Genomic DNA, 19,760 nt, shown 5'->3' on the forward strand with positions numbered 1-19,760 from the left:
TTTTTGTTCACACGTATATCGGCCAATCTCAAGCATTGAGGTTGGCCTTTTTTTCATCTCCACACACACATAACACTCACTTTTAGTGCTTACATCAAAGTTTCAGACCCAATACATCAAAAATCAAACTCTACACCCAAGAACTTAGGGTGAAAGTCACGCCTTTCTTAAGGTAACGTTTGCGATGCATCTTCATTATTGAAACTCAGCCCCCCAAAATATATAGAACAACATTCACACTCAACTCAGTGCATTCATCCTAAAAGCCCCCTGAAACTTTAATTTTACTTCAGACATGAGAGGAACAATCTAAATAAATGACAACGTCTTTAAAATCATAAGCAATTGAAAATATTAATTTTATTTCCAAAAATTATCAACAAGTGATTTATTTGTCAAAAAGACATTGACACCGTGATTTAGATCACCATAATACCGGCCGTTTACCCGAAATTTACACACAATTTGTATTGATAATCTATTTGCGGAGGTTATATATGGCTGCGGACAATAATTACAGTCTCGGACCCGTGCCGACAACGGCAAGGAAAGGCGTCGCTTCATTAACAATGGTAATGTTAGGACTCACTTTCTTCTCTGCAAGTATGTGGACTGGTGGTTCTCTTGGTACTGGTCTTTCATTTAACGATTTCCTCCTCGCTGTTCTTATTGGTAACCTAATCCTCGGCATCTACACTTCTTTTCTTGGTTACATCGGCGCTTCTACTGGTCTCTCTACTCACCTTCTTGCTCGTTTCTCTTTTGGTACTAAAGGCTCTTGGCTTCCTTCTGCGCTTCTTGGCGGTACACAAGTTGGCTGGTTTGGCGTGGGCGTTGCCATGTTTGCTATTCCAGTACAAAAAGCGACGGGCATTGATACCAACACGCTGATTATCGTTTCTGGTCTACTGATGACCGCGACAGTTTACTTCGGCATCAAAGCGCTCATGATTCTGTCTGCGATTGCCGTACCTGCCATTGCCATTTTAGGTAGCTACTCTGTTTCGATGGCAGTTGATAGCATTGGCGGTTTAGAACAACTCAAACTGATTCAGCCAGAAACACCAATGGATTTTTCTGTTGCACTTGCCATGGTAGTCGGTTCATTCGTTAGTGCCGGTACGCTAACCGCTGACTTCGTGCGCTTTGGCAAAAAGCCGGCGAGCGCAGTGTTAGTGACAATGGTCGCTTTCTTTATCGGTAACTCACTGATGTTTATCTTTGGTGCTGCTGGCGCTGCTGCAACCGGTCAAGCTGATATTTCTGACGTAATGATTGCGCAAGGTTTACTACTGCCTGCTATCATTGTGCTTGGCTTAAACATTTGGACAACCAACGAAAACGCGCTGTACGCATCAGGCCTTGGTTTCTCTAACATTACTGGTCGCTCAAGTACCGCAATGTCAATCATCAACGGTCTTGTGGGCACCATCTTCGCACTATGGTTATACAATAACTTCGTAGGCTGGTTAACGTTCCTTTCAATGGCAATCCCACCGATTGGTGGCGTCATCATTGCGGACTTCTTATTGAACCGTAAACGTTACCAGAACTTCGAAAAAGCGGAATTCCAACCGGTTAACTGGGCAGGTATTATCGCAGTCGCTATCGGTGTTGCTGCTGGTAAATTCATCCCAGGTGTTGTGCCTCTAAACGCGGTATTAGGCGGCGCACTAAGCTATGTTGTACTTAATTCACTACTAAACAAACAAGCGCTGAAAGCACAAACAGCGTAAGGAAGCATCATGACAACGCTATTGATCAAAAACGCGACACTACGCAATCAAGAAGGTCTCAAGCAGATCCTGATTGAAGACGGTCAATTCAAGCAAATTCTTGAAAACGATGCGGATATTGCTTTTGAAGGCGATATTCTTGATGCAGAGGGTGGCCTTGCGGTTGCCCCTTTCTGCGAGCCTCATATTCATCTAGATACCACTCAAACAGCCGGTGAACCAAACTGGAACATCTCTGGTACTTTGTTTGAAGGTATTGAACGTTGGGCTGAGCGTAAAGAGATGCTATCAATCGAGGATGTAAAAACTCGCGCAAAGCAGACTCTAAAATGGCAAATCGCTAACGGCATTCAACATGTTCGTACACACGTTGACGTTTCTGACCCTACTTTGATTGCACTAAAAGCAATGATCGAAGTACGTGAAGAAATGAAAGAGTGGGTCGACATCCAAATCGTTGCATTCCCACAAGAAGGCATCCTTTCTTACCCGAACGGTAAAGAGCTGCTAGAAGAAGCGGTTAAGCTCGGTGCTGATGTTATCGGTGCTATCCCTCACTTTGAGTTCACTCGTGAATACGGTGTGGAATCTCTGCACTATGTGTTCGAATTGGCACGCAAATACGATCGCCTGATCGACGTTCACTGTGATGAAATCGATGATGAGCAATCTCGCTTCGTTGAAACGCTGGCTGCACTGGCGCACAAATATGAGATGGGCCATAAAGTAACGGCTAGCCACACAACAGCGATGGGCTCTTACAATGGCGCTTATGCTTCACGTCTATTCCGTTTACTAAGAATGTCTGGCATCAACTTTGTGGCTAACCCACTGGTGAATATTCACCTGCAAGGCCGTTTTGACGACTATCCGAAACGCCGTGGTATGACACGAGTAAAAGAGATGCTGAACGCTGGCATTAACGTTTGTTTTGGCCACGATGATGTGTTTGACCCTTGGTACCCACTAGGCACAGCGAACATGCTACAAGTTTTGCACATGGGTCTGCACGTTAGCCAAGTGATGGGTTACGACCAAATCAACAACGGTCTTGACTTAATCAGTGATAATTCAGCTCGTACACTGAATATCCAAGACAAACACGGTATTGAAGCAGGTAAGCCTGGTAGCTTACTGATTCTGCCTGCTGAAAATGGCTTCGATGCGCTGCGCCGCCAAGTGCCTGTACGTTACTCTGTTCGTCACGGTAAAGTGATCGCAGAAACGCAACCTGCAACAACACAGATTCATCTTGGTGAGCAAGAACAAGTGACGTTCAAACGCTAAGAAAAAGAACAGATCAAACATCAATGGGAGGCTTCGGCTTCCCATTTTTTGTTCGTCTAGCCTGAGCACTTTCGTTTAGGCAAAAGAAAAACCCCACTAAGCTTTCGCCTAGTGGGGTTCTATTCTTACTCGCAGCAATCCGGCTACTAATAGGTGCTCCCTGCATCTATTCCTTGATAGTACGCTGAATCCTTCAGCACTTTCCTTATCATCGCCATCCTAGCGGTGTCCTTGGCAATCCAGCCCGTTAGCTATCCTCGCTAACTCTCATCACTTATCCTTAAGCGGTGTCCTGACTCTATCATCCTGATAGAAATTGCCTTAGTCCGTTAAGTGTCCATTGCCTATCCTTGTGTAACCATCCTAGTTACTAGCGTCCAGCCAATGTCCTTCGCTTTCCATGCCGATCATTCATCCTAAATAATCGAATCTTCGTCCTGAAGATGACCTGTCCTTGGGTCTTTCCTGTTCCGTGTCTGCTTCCTGCTGACAACTTAAGATTATGCGATCGGCCGTTTTTCACAATGGCTAATATCGCCAAACTCGCAGTTCAAAAAACAACCAGAACAATTGCAACCCTTTTAATTCAATAACTTATAGCCAACCACTACTTTAATCCTAACCCAAGTCAATCACAACGCTCACATCCTTGTAAGAGATCTCTCACAAAGGCTATAGCCGAATGCTCTACTGGTTCAATTTAGCCTGCCACATTCCTCGTGACCTAAGTCACTCAATGTGATGCGATCGTAAAGAAACACTCGGTTTATGCGCTTTTTTCTGGACTATCTCTAGGGAAATTAGGATATTATTACTAGATCTACATCACATTACTTATTTCGCTTAGCCTGAGCTAAGTATTCTTTCCCGAGGATTGATTGAATGATTTCAAAATGGGCGCAACGCTTTTACCAAATGGCAGAACTTGTTGGCTCTTGGAGTAAAGACCCATCGACACAAGTTGGTGCTGTTATTACTAAACAGAATCGCATCGTATCTGTCGGTTTTAATGGCTACCCTCATGGTATTTCCGACAGTGCAATGACCGATGACCGTGAAATGAAGTATTTGAAAACGCTGCACGCGGAAGAAAATGCGATTCTATTTGCCAAACGTGATCTTGATGGCTGTGAAATTTGGGTAACCCATTTCCCATGCCCTAACTGTGCGGCAAAGATTATTCAAACAGGCATTTCAGCGGTTCATTGTCCTGAGCAGACACCTGACTTTTTGTCTCGCTGGGGTGACAAGATTACAGTGAGCCAAGAGATGTTCTTGCAAGCGGGTGTAAAGGTAAACTGGCTACCGCTGTCTGATCTTACTGATAACGAATAAGCCACTAACAACATCCTAAAAGCTAAGCTGCGTAGTCTTCATATACAGAAATGTGGCTTAGTTTCTCTTCCTCTCTCTTTTCTAATGACTTCCAGTTAGCCACTTGATGGCGACCCAAGTGTCAAAAACGTGATCACTCACCTCTGCACAAAGCAATAAAACCGGCCTATCTGGACCATTCTTTAGTCTTAACACTATCGACACAGCTATTCGTTCACCAAATAGGTGTTTTAAGCGATCTCAATCACTATTGAATCCAATGACTAAATCATCATTTACATAATTTATGTGCTTCAAGTATTTTTATTCGCGAAATAAGCGCCGCAGTTTTCAAATGTCAATATTAGATATCTAGGACAATAGCTAGTTATATTTGCCAAACCATCCCTATTGAGCAGCAAAATCGACCGGTATTATTTTTTCTAGCAGAATAAGATGTTAGCCCTTACAATCCTGCCGCATAAAAATTACAAAATGAATACAACCTCTGTTCACCTCCCTACAAGGCGAAATAGAGTCAGTCCCCCAAAACGTGAAAGGTCCAACAATACAATGAGTCCAGAGAAACATCTCTTAGATTGGCAAACGAGCCAAACGATTGCGGAAACTATCTCTCCCCTTCTTGGTCAACTGTACCGTCATAAAGGCGTTGAAGTATTACTTTTTGGTAAGACACTGGTTAACGCAGCAACCATCGATATTATTAAGACTCACCGCTTGGCTCGCCGCTACACAGGCTCGGCTCTTACTCCTGAGCAAACTCTTCCTCTAATCAAAGCGCTATCAGAAATGGAGCTTTCTCCATGCCGTGTCGATATTGGTCAACTGGCGCATCAATTCTGGCAAGGTCGCGATGATGAGCACGGTGTAAAAGACTTTTTGCATACTGCACTTATGGGTGCAATGAACGGCGAAACGGTTACTGAGCCTCGTGACGTGGTTCTGTATGGTTTTGGTCGTATCGGCCGCTTGCTTACTCGCCTACTTGTTGAAAAGTCAGGCCCTGGTTACCCGCTAAGACTGCGGGCTGTGGTTGTTCGTGGTGGTAAGAAAGGCGACTTAGAGAAGCGTGCAAGCTTACTTCGCCGTGATTCAGTACACGGTCAGTTCAATGGCAGCATTATTGTCGATGAAGAGCGCAAAGCGATCATCGCCAACGGTAACTACATTCAGTTTATCTATGCTAACAAGCCAGAAGAGGTCGATTACTCAAGCTTTGGCATCAACAACGCACTGGTTGTCGATAACACAGGCGTTTGGCGTGATGCGGAAGGCCTAAGCCAGCACCTTGATTGTAAAGGCGCAGAGAAAGTGCTTCTTACTGCACCGGGCAAAGGTGACATCAAAAACGTTGTATTTGGTGTGAACGACAATGTGATTGAATCACAAGACACCATCATTTCTGCAGCTAGCTGTACGACGAACGCTATTACACCTGTGCTAAAAGCAATGAACGATAAGTTCGGCGTTATCTCAGGTCACATTGAAACGGTTCACTCGTTCACCAATGATCAGAACTTAATTGATAACTTCCACTCAGGCGAGCGTCGTGGCCGTAGCGCGTCATTGAACATGGTACTAACCGAGACTGGTGCAGCGAAAGCGGTATCGAAAGCATTACCAGAACTCGCGGGCAAGCTAACAGGTAACGCGATTCGCGTTCCAACGCCAAACGTTTCTATGGCAATTGCGAACCTAAACCTTGAGCACGGCACTGATAAAGACGAGCTTAATGATTACCTTCGTGAAATGGCACTAACGTCTGAGCTTTCTGCGCAAATCGACTACACCGAATCGACAGAGATTGTTTCTACTGACCTAGTCGGCTCTCGCTTTGCAGGCGTGGTTGATGGCGCTGCTACGATCGCTCAAGATAACCGCTGCGTACTGTACATTTGGTATGACAACGAGTTTGGTTACAGCTGTCAGGTTGTTCACTGTATGGAACAGATGATGGGCGTACGTTACAAGACGTTTCCAACTAAGTAACCACAGAGAAATATCGCTTTACGCCATTTGGCTATAAGCAAAGCTCCACAACACTATAACGAATAATAATCCCCTATTTGCCACTCTTACTTCGGTATGAGTGGCTTTTTTGTCTTTGTTCATGTTTGATTCATTTAACTTGCAGTATTGTGACAACATAACTAAGAGGTATTGATTATGAATAGAGTAATTTCAGGCGTTTTGGCCCTTTTCATTGGCATGTTTACCTTGGTATTTACCTTGATTCTTGCGATTCCACTCACCATCGCAGCGCTTATTACAGGTAAAAAGATTGAGAAATCACTAAAAATGAATCGTTCACCTTTCTCACCACAGCAGTCACAAAACTCTTCTGTGCTTGAGGGAGAATATGAAGACGTATCAAAGTAAAAGGGAAAAGCTCGAATATATGATGCGCAAGAAAACCGCGATTGCTTTTTATCTCGCAGCTGCAGCCACAACTGTTTTGATTGGCTGCACTGCACAGCCGCAAGATCCAGCTTTCCAAAAAGCCGAACATCTCCCGAGCTACTCTCAAGAGAGCTTCAAACAATACATAGACGAGACGAAGAACTGGCTGACTGATAATCGACTGTTCATCACCAATGATAAGTCCACTGAGCTCGATTTGGTTGCACCAAAAGAGTATCGACCTGCCGAGCCTAATGGCCAAGGTGTTTTACTTGTCCATGGTTTAGGGGATTCTCCCTATTCGTTTGTAGATGTGGCAACGCACCTAGCTGAACAAGGCTATTTGATCAGGACTATTTTGCTGCCTGGTCATGCGAGCAAAGTCGGCGATCTACAGCTACCGACCTTAGAAGATTGGCAAGGCGTGGTTCATCACCATATTGAACTTCTTAAAAAAGATACCGATTCTGTCTGGCTGGGCGGTTATTCAACCGGCGCAAACCTAGTCACGTCAGAAGCATTGAATGATGATTCGATCAACGGTCTATTGCTGTTTTCCCCGGCATTGCAGCCAAATTCAACTGCCGTGCAATTTGCAGGTTTAGCGAGCCACTTCGTCACGTGGGCGGATCAAGATCCTGAGGATAACCCTCTGAGATATAACTCACTACCAATGAGCGCTGCCGCGGTTTACTATCAGACTTCGGAAGTGGTTCAGCAGCAACTCGAAGGTAAGCAGTACAGCAAGCCTGTGTTTATGCTGATGAGTGAAGGGGATAAGGTGATCAATACTCAGTTTGCAATTGATACCTTCTCTAACCAAATGCTCAACCCAAATAGCCATATTGTCTGGCAAGGTGAGCACGATTTAAGTGACAAGCGATCAACTCGATTCACCATGAAGTTGCCTGAGCAGCGCATTTCGAATGGTTCACACATGGGGCTGTTGTTTTCACCTCAGAACCCGAATTACGGCATTGGTGGTAGCAACTTAATTTGCAGTAACGGACAAACCGAAAGCGTTGGGGATCAATGTGCTCAAGGTGTAGAGATTTGGTATTCAGCGTGGGGTTACATCGAGCCGGGTAAAACGCATGCTCGCTTAACGTATAACCCATACTTTGAGCAAAGCATGACCATCATGGATCAAGTGATGACGCCTAAAAGCTAGTATTGGTTACCTCCACTCACCTTTATGAAAAGAGCCGCTATTAATTTGCGGCTCTTTCTATTTTTCACCTAAGCTCAAATAGTCATTGCAGTTTATTTACTGGTTTGTTATCAAAGAGTAAATCAATAAAAACAAAGGATTGACTAATGAGTACTGGTCAACGCAACACTACACTACGTTTTCTTGCAGAGCCGAGTGATGTAAATTTTGGTGGTAAAGTCCACGGCGGTGCCGTAATGAAGTGGATCGACTTAGCCGCTTATGCCAATGCCGCTGCATGGAGTGGTAAATATTGTATTACGGCTTACGCAGGTGGGATTCGTTTTGTACAACCGATCCACGTAGGTAACTTGGTCGAAGTAAGCGCTAAGGTCATCTATACGGGTAAAAGCTCAATGCACATCGCTATTGATGTTCAAGCAAGCGACCCTAAAGATCTCAAAAACCGCCTAACCACCCATTGTATCGTTATCATGGTCGCGGTAGATGAAAATGGTAAGCCGACTGAAGTCCCTGAGTGGGTGCCAGAAACGGATGAAGATATTGAGCTGAGAGATTCTGCGATTCGACTGATGAACATGCGTAAGCAAATTGGCGAAGAAATGGAAGCGCACGTTAAATATCTCAAATAGCCTTAACGCTTAACTTAAAACAATGGAGGCTGCGGCCTCTATTTTGTTAGCGCACTGTCATTAATCCGCTTTGTCATTTTTCTTTCATCTTGGTCTGTTTAAATCCGCTAGCGAAACAGAAACATGAAGGAATATTTCTTGAACCTCGGTGGCACTACCCTCAGCGAAACGACACTATCAAACCTTAAAGCCGTAGAGTACCAATGGGTCCGTACCATGTATGTGGAAGGCTATGAGGATAGCGAGATAAATCATTACATTCAGGCATGTTTTGGTGGTGATCCCCTTTTTGCCGATCTGTTTCGAAAAGTCGCCCTCTCGCAAGAAAGCTTATACGTCCTACTTCGCCACCTCGGCTGCGCACCTTCTAGTCGCGAGCTTTAGCCTACATAACGTGGTGTATGCCTCATCTGAATGCAAATTCCCCTGCAGTTACAAAGGATAACCTTGAGTTGCTCGCATTGGGGTTTGAGCTTACTAGTATCCACAAAGGTGTCTCATATACTGACACTACTGGCCGAATAGCGGACATAAAAAAACCCGGGACAAAGCCGGGTCTTGGTTACAAAAACTGTTAGTAGTGAAATAGTAAGGAATCTAGCTAACAGCCAGCTATGCGTAACGCCAGTCTTGTACTCATGCTTAACTGATCGGCGGCCAAACCAAAATTGTTAAGTGAGATACAAAATGGGCGACCAAGCGGTCGCCCTTATCGTTCTTATTAACCTTTCACACCACCAGCGGTCAATCCTCCGACCAACCAGCGCTGTGCAAGCAAGAATACGATGGTAATTGGTAGTGCAGACAAAACTGCTGCTGCTGCAAAATCACCCCATAGATAGTTCTGTGGGTAAAGGTATTGCTGCATACCAACCGCTAATGTATACGAGTTTACATCAGAAAGTAGTAAAGATGCCACCGGAACTTCACCTACCACACTAATGAACGACAAAATAAATACCACCGCTAGTATAGGCACCGACAATGGAAGCAATACCAAACGGAACGCTTGCCAAGGTGTCGCACCGTCTAAAGCGGCCGCTTCTTCCAGCGAATTATCGATCGTTTCGAAGTAACCTTTAATCGTCCAAACGTGCAGAGCAATGCCACCTAAGTAAGAGAAAATTAAGCCACCGTGGGTATTCAAACCTAAGAACGGAATGTACTGACCTAGCTTATCAAACAGAGCATAAAGTGCGACCAGTGCTAATACCGCAGGGAACATCTGGAAGATCATCATCGCTTTTAGGATGGTGTTCTTACCTTTGAAGCGCATACGAGCAAACGCGTAAGCCGATGTCGTCGACAGTGCCACAATCAAAATCGATGAGATACCCGCGACTTTCACTGAGTTCCACAACCAAGTTAGAACAGGGAATGGTGGCGGAGTTACCGAACCATCCGCATTCGTGACCGAGAAACCAAGTGCCAGTTTCCAGTGCTCTAGTGACGGGTTATCTGGAATAATGCTGCCCGTTGCGAAGTTACCCTCTCGAAATGAGATTGCGACAACCATCAGTAAAGGAAAGATGATTGCTGCTAGGAACAACCACATAATAATGTGCGTTGCCCATACACGGTATTTAAGTGATTTACCTTGTACCATTGCCATTGGAATCTCTCCTTAATCCTGAGACAGCTTAGTGAAACGTAGGTTAATTAGCGCCAATGCACCCACTAGTAAGAAGATAAGTGTCGCAATTGCACTTGCTAGACCAAAGTCTTGGCCACCTGTACCTTCAAATGCGATGCGGTAGGTGTAGCTCACAAGAAGATCGGTGTAGCCAGCTGGCTCAGACGTACCAATCATGTTTGGACCGCCTTGAGTCAATAGCTGAATAAGTACGAAGTTGTTGAAGTTAAAGGCGAACGCAGCAATCAATAGAGGCGTTAACGGCTTAATCATCAGTGGTAGCGTGATCTGGCGGAAGTTATCAATGAAGTTAGCGCCATCAATTGCAGACGCCTCATACAGGTCTTCAGGAATCGCTTTTAGTAAACCCATACACAGAATCATCATGTAAGGGAAGCCAAGCCACACGTTAACGATCAACACCATGGTTCTGGCTAACACCGGCTCTGAGAACCAAGCCGGGCTGATACCAAATAGCGCTTCAAGCACCATGTTGATTTCACCAAAGCTTTGGTTAAACAGACCTTTAAAGATCAGAATTGAGATAAACGCAGGAACCGCATAAGGCAGAATCAGAAGTACTCGGTATACCGCGCGCCCTTTTAGCTCTTCCCACTGAACAACACTTGCCAGCACTAAACCGACCACTACGGTTAAACCTACCGTTGCGGCAGAGAAGAAGACTGTCCAAATAAAGATACTGATAAACGGCTCTTTAATACCTTCGTCTTTCCACACACGTTCAAAGTTGTGCGTACCAATATCTACGATAAAGCCAGGCGAAACGGTAGAACCAGTAAACTGACCTTGTTCATCGATAGGCTGATAGAAACCCACTTCTAAGTTTGGTTTCAGTGTCTCGCCGGTACGATGGTTGAAGAGTGTTTCTCCATCCTCTTGCAGGGTGTACAAAGGGACCACAGCCGCAAACTTACGCAGGCCACTCATACGAATGTCTTCGCCTGACGGCAGATGCAGGTCGATCGTCCCTAGCGCTTGTTTGTTCTTGATGATGGTTTTGATTTTTTCTTTATCACCCGTTACCGAACCGACCAGTGTAAGATCCATATCCGCGGAAGGTTGAGTTAGGTTAAATTCTTCCGTTGCAAACAGCTCGCCGCCTTTCTTGATGGCAATTTGGTGACCGTTTTCAGTCTTATAAAGCGTGAAAGGATAGCTGTCGCCACTTTGATAGATGCGCTCGAGTAAGACGGTTTGTGCTCGCTCATACGCAAGCTGGTTTTTCGCACTATAGTTGGTGAAAGCAAGACCAACGGTATAAGCCAGTGGAAACAAAATGAAGAGAATCATGCCCGCGATACCTGGGTAGATATAGCGATGAGCATAGGTCTTTTTGCTACCAAAAATGTAAAGTGCAAGCGCGGTTAGAATGAGGGTAAGCAGAGCAAAAGCCACTTCACCTCGAGAATACATGAGAATTGTCGCATAGCCATTAAGAATACCAATAGAGCCGAGTAGCCCCCACTTAACGAATACTTTTTTACTTGATGGCAAGCTCGTTGTTGTAGATGTCATCGCATCTGTACCTTGAACTGACTGCATAGAAGAACCTGCTAACGATGATAGTACTTAGAAATGAAGGAGGGGTTGCCCCCTCCTTAAAAAAGAGAAAAACGTTTATTTAGTCATCTGTTTTTCAGCATCTGCAAGGGCTGCATCTACTGATTGGCGACCATCAACGATATTGATGATTGCACTTTTCGCGCTACCCCAGAATGCGTTCATTTGAGGGATGTTAGGCATGATTTCGCCATTCATTGCGTTATCCATTGTTGCCGCAATACGCTTGTCAGCATCCAATTCACGCTGGAATGAGTTCAATGCAACCGCACCAAGAGGCTTGTCGTCGTTCATCTTACGCAGACCATCATTAGTCAGTAGGTAGTTCTCGATAAACTCAACCGCTAAGTCTTTGTTTGGTGAAGCCGTGCTGATACCCGCTGTTAATACGCCAACGAAAGGCTTAGAGGATTGACCATTGAACTTAGGCAGGGTTGTTACGCCGTAGTTAATGCCCGATTTTTCGATGTTGCCCCAAGCCCAAGGACCGTTGATGGTCATTGCTGTTTGGCCTTGGTTAAACGCTGATTCAGAGACTGAGTAGTCCATATCTGAAGAAATCACGCCTTTATCGACTAAACCTTTTACGAAGTTCATCGCGTCTTTTACGCCATCACTTGCGATACCCGCATCTTTAACGTCGTAACCTGCTGAACCGTATTTGAATGCGTAACCGCCATCAGCCGCCATTAGAGGCCATGTGAAGTACGGTTCTTTCAGGTTCCACATGATTGCAGATTTGCCGTCTGCTTTTAACTTAGCGTCAATCGCAGCCACTTCTTCCCAGCTTTTTGGCGGCTTCGGCACAAGATCTTTGTTGTAGATAAGAGAAAGAGATTCAACTGCTACTGGGTAGCCAATAGTTTTGCCATTGTATTTCACCGCATCCCACGCGAAGTCTACAATGCCATCTTTAATTTCTTGTGAAGGGTTAACTTCAGCAATCAAGCCAGCTTCTGCGTAACCACCGAATCGGTCATGTGCCCAAAATACGATATCTGGACCATCGCCTGTCGCCGCAGTTTGAGGGAACTTGTCTTGAAGTGCATCAGGGTGAGCAACCGTCACTTTAATGCCTGTGTCTTCTTCAAACTGTTTACCTACTTCTGCAAGTCCATTGTAGCCTTTATCACCATTGATCCAGATGGTCAGTTGACCTTCTTCGATAGCAGCATTTGCACCAAATGAGCCAAGAGCAACGAGTGTTCCGAGCGCGACAGTGCTTAGGGCGTTTTTCATGTTCATATCCTTTTTATATTTGTGTTGTAGGGGTCGACCGGTGGGTTCGCCTTCATTTCAGTGCCTATTTTCAGCCAAACCAACTCTGGGCTCATCCTCCTACTCCCTACGCCCTTGCTATTATGTACTATTTTCGTGATCCCTATCGTTGCGGTTATCGACTGAAATCACAAAACCGACCCTTAGTGTGATCAGATTCACTGCTCTCGAGCGAAATAATTTGAGCTTGGTCTTACTACTCCCGCTCCTCCTCCTTTTCGCTACTCCCTCTCTACTCCCCCCATAAAAAATCTTACTAGGAGGATGCGAGAATAACGGAGCTTAAGCACAATGACCCTATCCAAGAGTGGATGGTAAGAACCCTTTTCCAGTTATCGCCTTTTCATGGTGGCTGGTTACAATGCTGCTCATGTTTGCAAAGAGTGTTCAAGCGACGTTGTGATTCATTAAACCGAATTCTTCGGGGGAGAAGCTTGAATAGCACGGGGGATGCAAACTTGACTTGGCTTGATGGGTGTTGAAATTGTTCTTCACCCAACTTTTCTTTACCATCTGATAGAATTCAGTTTCTTATCAAATTCCTACTATTATTGCCGACAACATCAACTATAAAATGACAGGCGATAAAACCAATATCGATCGAGGGCGAGCTAGATGGCGAGTGTCACGTTAAAAAATGTATGTAAAGCGTATGGCGATGTACTAATTTCCAAGAATGTGGATTTAGAGATCCAAGAAGGTGAATTTGTCGTCTTCGTTGGTCCATCAGGCTGTGGTAAATCAACACTGTTACGCTGCATTGCAGGCTTAGAAGACATTACTTCGGGTGATTTGTACATCGGCAACGAACGTATGAACGATGTCGAGCCATCTAAGCGTGGCGTCGGCATGGTGTTCCAATCTTACGCGCTTTATCCACACCTAAACCTTTACGACAACATGTCGTTTGGCCTAAAGCTGGCAAAAGCCGATAAAAGCGAGATTGACCAACGTGTTGAACACGCCGCTGAAATCTTGCAGCTCAGCCATCTTTTAGAGCGTCAACCAAAAGCCTTGTCTGGTGGTCAGCGTCAACGTGTAGCGATCGGTCGTACACTCGTATCGCAACCAAATCTGTTCCTATTGGATGAACCTCTATCCAACCTTGATGCAGCTCTACGTGTTCAGATGCGTTCTGAAATCACCAAGCTACAGCGCAAACTGGGCTGCACCATGATCTACGTAACCCACGATCAGGTTGAAGCAATGACCATGGCCGACAAAATTGTTGTGCTCGATGCAGGGTTTGTTTCACAGGTTGGTAAGCCATTAGATCTCTACCACTACCCACAAAACCGCTTTGTTGCTGGCTTTATCGGCTCACCAAAAATGAACTTTATGAGTGTATTCATCGAAGCGGTAGAAAAAGATCGCGTTATGGTACAACTGGCCAACGGAACGACTTTCTGGATTCCAGTCGATGGTACAACCGTCACAGCCGGAGAACGTATGTCTTTGGGCGTGCGACCTGAACACCTACTGCCAGCTAACGAAGGCGATGCAACTATTGAAGGTGACATCAACATCGTTGAGAAACTAGGCAATGAAACTCAGGTGTACCTCCACATTGATGCTGCCGATGCCGATATGATTTACCGCCAACCAGATACATTGGACGTAGACCCAGGCGATAAGTTGTCTGTCGGTATTCCAGCTCATCGTTGCCACCTATTCCACAGTGACGGTAAAGCATGCCGCCGCCTTTATAAAGAGGCTGGAGTTGAGTAATCCTTAACATTCACTACACTAAAAAGCAGAAGCCTCGGTTTCTGCTTTTTTTGTCTCTATAAAATGCTGGATAAGTTGAAAAAATCATACGGAACATGATACCGTTAAAAAACTATGAACTCATACCCAACCGCTTGTGATAGTCGAACATCAAATTAAAAACTTATTCATCACTATCGTCACATTGACGGTAATGACGCTCGTTGCATTCGTTTATTATCACTTCGGCTTTAACCGCACACTCGATCCCGTCCACAATGACAACTTCAGCTTGCGAGTGAACACCGACCAAGACCACAACGGCCTAACCACCGGAAAGCTCACCTATACAGATTCTGGCGCGCTCTTACTCACTTGTAACGTGTCACATGCTTATAAGAACCCATTCTGCGAAGTCAGCTTTGATTACAAACCGAAGCCAGGCATGGATCCCTACCTCGACCTTTCAAAATACGATGAGGTCGCGTTCGATGTGATCTATTCGGGTGTAAGTAAGCCTAAATCTCGCTTCATCATCCGCAATCACAATGAGCAATATAGCGTCGAAGACGATTTACAGTCGGACAAATTCAACATTTTTGAGTTTAATACGGTTCAACATAACAGCGAGTCACCACTCTCTTTAAACTATCTGTATGTGCCTAAATGGTGGTTTGACTACTATCACCACCCAATCACCTTAACAGCGGTGGACATCAGTCAATCGGTTTCCATTGAGATTGGTACTGAAGAGTTTGTCGCCGATGGGATAAGCACCTTTGAAATTCGCTCGATAGAATTTAGAGGCAAATGGCTTCCGCTTGCAGTATATCAACGCATTATTATTGTTGTTTGGATCGTAACGCTGTTTGCTTATCTTATTTGGTATGTCATCAAGATCCTCAAAACATTAAGAGCAGAGAAAGAGACCATTGTACATCTGCAAAGCCACCTCTCGATGCTACAGACAGAGGTCTCGATTGACCCCCTAACAAGACTGCGTAATCGCCGTGGTTTAGAGCCTCTGTTCCAGACCGTCGAGCAACTGGCTCAACATAATCACCATGTCTCTGTTGGCGTTATGGACATTGATTACTTCAAAAAGATAAACGATACCCATGGACACGCGATTGGTGATGATGTGCTGCGCCAGTTCAGCCAGAACCTTATCGATACAGGAAGAGACAAAGACATTCTGATTCGTTGGGGTGGCGAAGAGTTTGTAATCATTAAAGTCGGCTGCTCACTGGCTCAAGCCGAGGTGTTCTTCAATCAACTGAGAACATCAATGAAGGCTCAAACATGGCCACATGGCCTTGATGTGACCTTTTCGACAGGCGTGGTGGAAATCTCAAATGAGTTTGTTGAAAGTGCCATTGAACGTGCTGATGCTCTGCTCTACCAAGCGAAATTAGCCGGACGAGATAGAGTCATCACTCAATAGCACTCATCAAAAAAACCACCCGCAGGTGGTTTTTTATTGAAGTGTTATTTAGCGATTGGGGTATATCCATATTCGGCAATCAACTTCTTAGCTTGGCTGCTCTTTAGATACTTTAAGAACGCTTGTGAGTCTTCGGTCAAACTCGCTTGCTGATACAACACTAAGAATGGACGAGACAATTCATACGTACCCGTTGCAATATTCTTGTTGGTGGCTTCAACACCTTCAAACGTGATCGCTTTGATTGAGCTGTCCACCGAACCTGTCGAGATAAACCCAATCGCTTGTTTATTATGATTCACGATGGTCTTGACCATGCTATTGCTGTTGACCACTAAGTTGTCAGGATTGATATCAGATACTAATCGCTTGTTCACGATCTTGGTTAATCCCATTAAGCTTTCGAAGCTGTAACGAGAACCCGAAGAAGCCTCACGGGTTACCACTGCGATTTTCTGATCGGCGCCACCAAGCTGCTTCCAATTGGTGATCTTCCCTTTGTAAACGTCAAACAGCTGCTCACGAGTGATGTTTACTACAGCATTAGATTTATTGACTACAACAGCAAGACCATCAAAAGCGATTGGAGAAACCGTTAGCGATTCATTTTGCTCACGCTCTGTTAAATAACGAGAACTCATACCAATATCGGCTACCCCCTTTTCCACGAGAGTGATACCGGCTGTAGATCCAACCCCTTGCACGGCTATGTAGATATCGTCATGCGAGCTGTTAAACTCTTCCGCTAACACATCCATGACACGCGCCACCGATGTTGAGCCAGAGACGTTGACTTCTTCTGCAAAGGCCGACGGCGCAACCAGCGCACAAGAAACCAATGCAGCGAGCACAGCACGAACCATAATTTTCTCCCATTGAATTGTTGGTAAGTGATTTTGTTGGCTGCCATCTTATTTCGGTTAGATTACAGTTTTGTGAATGATGTTACTGGGTTGGCTGGCTGTTCACGCAACGATTACGGCTTCAATCACGAGCTATCAACTGCCAGATCTCGCAGATTTTCCTCTATGATTAAATCGCTAATTCTGTGAAAGCGACGACAGAAACTGGTAACGTGATTCAATAGTATGAATGACTTAGCCGAGAGGATTACGATGACAGTCATTAGCTTGCTACAAAGACAAATTGAAAGTCGTGCACAACTTATTTGTAAGCTGCGCAACCAAAGCATGCCTGCAGAGTTAGGTAAAGCGAGCTATGAAAGTAGGCACAACGAAGTGACCTTCATCAAGCAACACTTCTTACTCGATTCAAGCCATTGTGATTACATGAACCCTGTCGCTAAAGTATGCTGGAGCGATGAACTGACACTTTGGCAATTGTTTCTTCCTCATCACTCTGAGCCTGAACAATGGCTACCTTATCCATACTTAGCCCAAAGCACTGACTTAACGGCGATCATGCGCGAAATCGAAAAAGACCCGAAAGCGATATTCTGGGTCGATTAGCCAATCAATAGACACAAAAAAGGGTGCTAAGTTAGCGCCCTTTTATCATTTTCGAGTGTCAATTACTCTGCGGCTTTCTCGACTTCTTCAACCGTTTTCACGTCTTCAAAGATCTGAGTTGGCTTGGCAACCAAGTTACGGTTTTCTTGGTTTACTTCCGTCAATACGATTTCTAGAACGTCACCTAAACGGTAAACCACTTCTTTGTCGATAGACACTGTACCATTGTCTGCACTGCACTCTAGGCGCTGTTTGTTCGCCAGAATCAGAGAACCAGGAATAAACGCAGCCGCACCGTTTTCCACTAGACGAACACGCATACCCGCACGGTTAATATCGAAGATTTCACCGTTGAACTTAGTTTCTTTCGCTGGCTCTTCTGCAAGAGTACGAGCGTACAACCAATCACCAACGTTACGCTCTGCGATTTTGTGGTGTTTACGGTGAAGTGCTAGCTCTTCGCCCACAGTCTCATCCGCAGTTTGTACTGGCTCTTTGCCTAAGATGTGCGCTTTTAGCATGCGGTGGTTGATCATGTCGCCGTATTTACGAATCGGTGATGTCCACGTTGCGTAGATATCTAAGCCCATTGCGTAGTGCGGTAAAGGCTGATTGCCAATTTCGCTGTACGCTTGGAACTTACGGATGCGATTATCTAGGTAGCTTGATTCTTGCTGACCTAACCAGCGGCGTAGCTCGGCAAAGCCTTCGAGTGTGGCGACAGATTCAGCCGTGAATGGCAAATCGCCTTCTGGGTTTACAAAGCCAAGCACGTCTTCAATTTTCTCTGGCTTAAAGCCTAGGTGAGTGTTGAAGACACCTGAGTTAAACGTTGACTGTAGAGTACGACCCGCACAAATGTTTGCCGTGATCATCGACTCTTCAACCAAGCGGTTTGCACTGCGGCGCATGTCAGAGTGAATGGCCACAACGTCATTGTCTTCACTTAATTCAAAGCGGTAGTCAGGACGGTCAGGGAATACCACGGCATTCTTTTCACGCCAATCAGCGCGCGCTAAAGAGAAGTCGTAAAGGTCGCGAACGATCTGAGCAATCTCTTCGTTTGGTTGCCACTCAGGCGAATCGCCATTTTCTAGCCAGTCTGATACGTGGTCATAAACAAGACGAGCGTGTGATTTGATGTTAGCAGCAAAGAACTTGATGTCATCAGCAATAACGCCATCTTTGCCTACTGTCACTGTGCAGCAAAGCGCTGGGCGTACTTCATCTTGCATTAGTGAACATAGCTCATCCGCTAGATCACGTGGCAACATTGGGATGTTACGACCCGGTAGGTAGATAGTGAAGCCACGTTCGCGGGCTACCTTGTCCATGTCGCTGTCTGGTGTGATATAAGCCGTAGGATCAGCAATCGCGATCGTCAGTTCAAAATCACCAGATTCCGTCTTCTTCGCGTAAAGCGCATCATCCATGTCTTTGGTTGATGCACCATCAATCGTCACGAATGGTACGTGAGTCATGTCGATACGCTCTAGATCCGCGTCATCTTTGATTTCCCAGTTATCGATGCCTGCAGGCTCGCTGTTGGGTAGATCGTTTTGCGCCAGGGTGACCCACCAAGGAGCAATCTTGTCATCTGCATCAGTGATTTTTTCAGAGATCTCAACAAAGAAGCCGTTATCACCTTTAAGAGGGTGTTGAATCAGATGTGCCACTACCCAATCGCCTTCTTTAAGGTCATCGCTCTTAATGCCTTTGCGCGTCTTCGCTTTCAAAGAGAGCTTTTTAAGCTGTGGGTGATCAGGTGTTACATTTAATTTGCCTTTAAACAGCTTAACTCGACCGATAAAACGGTTAATACCTTGTTCTAAGAGTTCTTCTGGTTCGGCTTGCTCGCGCTCTTTCTCTGTACGAATGATCGCTTTCACTTTATCGCCGTGCATACACTTCTTCATGTATGGAGGCGGAATAAAGTAACTGGTTTTGCTGTCTACTTCTAAAAAGCCGAAGCCTTTCTCAGTCGCTTTGATCGTGCCTTCTTTTTTTGGAAGGTTTTCTTGAATTTGCTGCTTAAGTTGAGCCAGTAGAGGGTTATCTTGAAACATCTATCTTGTATTAACCGAAGT

Annotated in this window: 16 protein-coding genes; 11 read left to right on the forward strand and 5 right to left on the reverse strand. The window is 45.1% G+C overall.

Annotated elements, in window-relative coordinates:
- The first annotated feature begins 497 nt into the window (after positions 1–497).
- The 8 genes from codB to EJ063_RS02400 all read left to right on the forward strand — a co-directional run bounded on the left by codB (position 498) and on the right by EJ063_RS02400 (position 8,945).
- Positions 498–1,736, forward strand: a complete 1,239-nt coding sequence (gene codB, locus EJ063_RS02365) for a cytosine permease (RefSeq protein WP_126572402.1) — start codon at positions 498–500, stop codon at positions 1,734–1,736.
- A gap of 9 nt (positions 1,737–1,745) precedes the next feature.
- Entirely contained in the window at positions 1,746–3,023 is a 1,278-nt protein-coding gene (locus EJ063_RS02370; protein WP_126572403.1) for a cytosine deaminase, read from the forward strand.
- Between the two features lie 882 nt (positions 3,024–3,905).
- Positions 3,906–4,358, forward strand: a complete 453-nt coding sequence (locus tag EJ063_RS02375; RefSeq protein WP_126572404.1) for a dCMP deaminase family protein — start codon at positions 3,906–3,908, stop codon at positions 4,356–4,358.
- A 552-nt stretch (positions 4,359–4,910) separates the two neighbouring features.
- A complete protein-coding gene (locus tag EJ063_RS02380; RefSeq protein WP_126572405.1) occupies positions 4,911–6,347 on the forward strand; it encodes a glyceraldehyde-3-phosphate dehydrogenase in 1,437 nt (478 codons plus the stop codon).
- 177 nt (positions 6,348–6,524) lie between these two features.
- Positions 6,525–6,737: a hypothetical protein gene (locus EJ063_RS02385; protein ID WP_126572406.1), complete on the forward strand. Its 213-nt coding sequence runs from the start codon at positions 6,525–6,527 to the stop codon at positions 6,735–6,737.
- A 22-nt stretch (positions 6,738–6,759) separates the two neighbouring features.
- Positions 6,760–7,929 carry an alpha/beta hydrolase gene (locus tag EJ063_RS02390; protein ID WP_126573094.1) on the forward strand — a complete coding sequence of 390 codons (1,170 nt, stop codon included), beginning with the start codon at positions 6,760–6,762 and terminating at the stop codon, positions 7,927–7,929.
- Between the two features lie 146 nt (positions 7,930–8,075).
- The gene (locus EJ063_RS02395; RefSeq protein ID WP_126572407.1) at positions 8,076–8,561 is read left to right on the forward strand and encodes an acyl-CoA thioesterase; all 486 of its coding nucleotides are present in this window, start codon (positions 8,076–8,078) and stop codon (positions 8,559–8,561) included.
- Between the two features lie 123 nt (positions 8,562–8,684).
- Positions 8,685–8,945 (forward strand): hypothetical protein, encoded by a 261-nt coding sequence (locus EJ063_RS02400; protein ID WP_439333252.1) that lies wholly within the window; start codon positions 8,685–8,687, stop codon positions 8,943–8,945.
- 337 nt (positions 8,946–9,282) lie between these two features.
- Here EJ063_RS02400 and malG read toward each other — a convergent pair whose 3' ends face one another.
- From malG to malE, 3 genes are all read right to left on the reverse strand, one after another.
- Complete coding sequence (gene malG, locus EJ063_RS02405; protein ID WP_126572409.1) at positions 9,283–10,173, reverse strand: maltose ABC transporter permease MalG; 891 nt, start codon at positions 10,171–10,173, stop codon at positions 9,283–9,285.
- A gap of 12 nt (positions 10,174–10,185) precedes the next feature.
- Positions 10,186–11,757, reverse strand: a complete 1,572-nt coding sequence (gene malF, locus EJ063_RS02410) for a maltose ABC transporter permease MalF (RefSeq protein WP_126572410.1) — start codon at positions 11,755–11,757, stop codon at positions 10,186–10,188.
- 75 nt (positions 11,758–11,832) lie between these two features.
- A complete protein-coding gene (malE, locus tag EJ063_RS02415) occupies positions 11,833–13,014 on the reverse strand; it encodes a maltose/maltodextrin ABC transporter substrate-binding protein MalE (protein WP_126572411.1) in 1,182 nt (393 codons plus the stop codon).
- A 654-nt stretch (positions 13,015–13,668) separates the two neighbouring features.
- On the opposite strand from malE, the gene malK reads away from it, so the two are divergent.
- Both malK and EJ063_RS02425 read left to right on the forward strand, forming a co-directional pair.
- Positions 13,669–14,781, forward strand: a complete 1,113-nt coding sequence (malK, locus tag EJ063_RS02420) for a maltose/maltodextrin ABC transporter ATP-binding protein MalK (RefSeq protein ID WP_126572412.1) — start codon at positions 13,669–13,671, stop codon at positions 14,779–14,781.
- 136 nt (positions 14,782–14,917) lie between these two features.
- Positions 14,918–16,204 carry a GGDEF domain-containing protein gene (locus EJ063_RS02425; protein WP_126572413.1) on the forward strand — a complete coding sequence of 429 codons (1,287 nt, stop codon included), beginning with the start codon at positions 14,918–14,920 and terminating at the stop codon, positions 16,202–16,204.
- A gap of 44 nt (positions 16,205–16,248) precedes the next feature.
- On the opposite strand, the gene EJ063_RS02430 is transcribed toward EJ063_RS02425, so the two are convergent.
- Positions 16,249–17,067 carry a phosphate ABC transporter substrate-binding protein gene (locus tag EJ063_RS02430; protein ID WP_126572414.1) on the reverse strand — a complete coding sequence of 273 codons (819 nt, stop codon included), beginning with the start codon at positions 17,065–17,067 and terminating at the stop codon, positions 16,249–16,251.
- Between the two features lie 252 nt (positions 17,068–17,319).
- Between EJ063_RS02430 and EJ063_RS02435 the strand changes: the two genes are divergently transcribed.
- Positions 17,320–17,673 (forward strand): DUF3024 domain-containing protein, encoded by a 354-nt coding sequence (locus EJ063_RS02435; protein WP_126572415.1) that lies wholly within the window; start codon positions 17,320–17,322, stop codon positions 17,671–17,673.
- A gap of 62 nt (positions 17,674–17,735) precedes the next feature.
- Here EJ063_RS02435 and rnb read toward each other — a convergent pair whose 3' ends face one another.
- Positions 17,736–19,739 (reverse strand): exoribonuclease II, encoded by a 2,004-nt coding sequence (rnb, locus tag EJ063_RS02440; protein WP_126572416.1) that lies wholly within the window; start codon positions 19,737–19,739, stop codon positions 17,736–17,738.
- Positions 19,740–19,760: the final 21 nt, after the last annotated feature.

Source organism: Vibrio aquaticus, from assembly GCF_003970385.1.
Lineage (GTDB): Bacteria > Pseudomonadota > Gammaproteobacteria > Enterobacterales > Vibrionaceae > Vibrio > Vibrio aquaticus.

Excerpts from the sequence above, each read along its gene's own strand:
- EJ063_RS02370 (WP_126572403.1), top strand. The coding sequence starts at position 1,746 with ATGACAACGCTATTGATCAAAAACGCGACACTACGCAATCAAGAAGGT.
- EJ063_RS02435 (WP_126572415.1), top strand. The coding sequence starts at position 17,320 with ATGACAGTCATTAGCTTGCTACAAAGACAAATTGAAAGTCGTGCACAA.
- EJ063_RS02395 (WP_126572407.1), top strand. The coding sequence starts at position 8,076 with ATGAGTACTGGTCAACGCAACACTACACTACGTTTTCTTGCAGAGCCG.
- EJ063_RS02380 (WP_126572405.1), top strand. The coding sequence starts at position 4,911 with ATGAGTCCAGAGAAACATCTCTTAGATTGGCAAACGAGCCAAACGATT.
- EJ063_RS02430 (WP_126572414.1), bottom strand. The coding sequence starts at position 17,067 with ATGGTTCGTGCTGTGCTCGCTGCATTGGTTTCTTGTGCGCTGGTTGCG.
- EJ063_RS02400 (WP_439333252.1), top strand. The coding sequence starts at position 8,685 with ATGAAGGAATATTTCTTGAACCTCGGTGGCACTACCCTCAGCGAAACG.
- malF (WP_126572410.1), bottom strand. The coding sequence starts at position 11,757 with ATGCAGTCAGTTCAAGGTACAGATGCGATGACATCTACAACAACGAGC.
- rnb (WP_126572416.1), bottom strand. The coding sequence starts at position 19,739 with ATGTTTCAAGATAACCCTCTACTGGCTCAACTTAAGCAGCAAATTCAA.
- malG (WP_126572409.1), bottom strand. The coding sequence starts at position 10,173 with ATGGCAATGGTACAAGGTAAATCACTTAAATACCGTGTATGGGCAACG.
- malE (WP_126572411.1), bottom strand. The coding sequence starts at position 13,014 with ATGAAAAACGCCCTAAGCACTGTCGCGCTCGGAACACTCGTTGCTCTT.
- malK (WP_126572412.1), top strand. The coding sequence starts at position 13,669 with ATGGCGAGTGTCACGTTAAAAAATGTATGTAAAGCGTATGGCGATGTA.
- EJ063_RS02375 (WP_126572404.1), top strand. The coding sequence starts at position 3,906 with ATGATTTCAAAATGGGCGCAACGCTTTTACCAAATGGCAGAACTTGTT.
- EJ063_RS02385 (WP_126572406.1), top strand. The coding sequence starts at position 6,525 with ATGAATAGAGTAATTTCAGGCGTTTTGGCCCTTTTCATTGGCATGTTT.
- EJ063_RS02390 (WP_126573094.1), top strand. The coding sequence starts at position 6,760 with ATGCGCAAGAAAACCGCGATTGCTTTTTATCTCGCAGCTGCAGCCACA.
- codB (WP_126572402.1), top strand. The coding sequence starts at position 498 with ATGGCTGCGGACAATAATTACAGTCTCGGACCCGTGCCGACAACGGCA.